The organism is Hydrogenovibrio sp. 3SP14C1 (assembly GCF_029625905.1).
Classification (GTDB): Bacteria; Pseudomonadota; Gammaproteobacteria; order Thiomicrospirales; family Thiomicrospiraceae; genus Hydrogenovibrio.
Genome location: NZ_JARTLM010000353.1, coordinates 1 through 231 on the forward strand (window position 1 = coordinate 1; position 231 = coordinate 231).

Annotated in this window: 1 protein-coding gene; it reads left to right on the plus strand. The window is 71.9% G+C overall.

Annotation, left to right across the window (positions count from 1 at the left end):
* Positions 1–231: hypothetical protein (locus P8629_RS12815; protein ID WP_278166463.1), on the plus strand; the 231-nt coding region annotated here is incomplete at both ends.

Sequence of the window (231 nt, forward strand, 5' to 3'; positions counted from 1 at the left end):
GATCACCGCGCTGCGCGACATCCCCGGGCTGGTGGTCGGCTGCCCCTCGCGCGGCGACGATGCCGTGATGATGCTGCGCACGCTGGCGGCGCTGGCGCGGGTGGATGGGCGCGTGGCCGTATTCCTGGAGCCGATCGCGCTGTACATGAGCAAGGACCTGCACGAACCCGGCGACGGCCAATGGCTGTTCGACTATCCGGCCCAGGGCCAGGCGCTGGTGCCGGGCGAGGG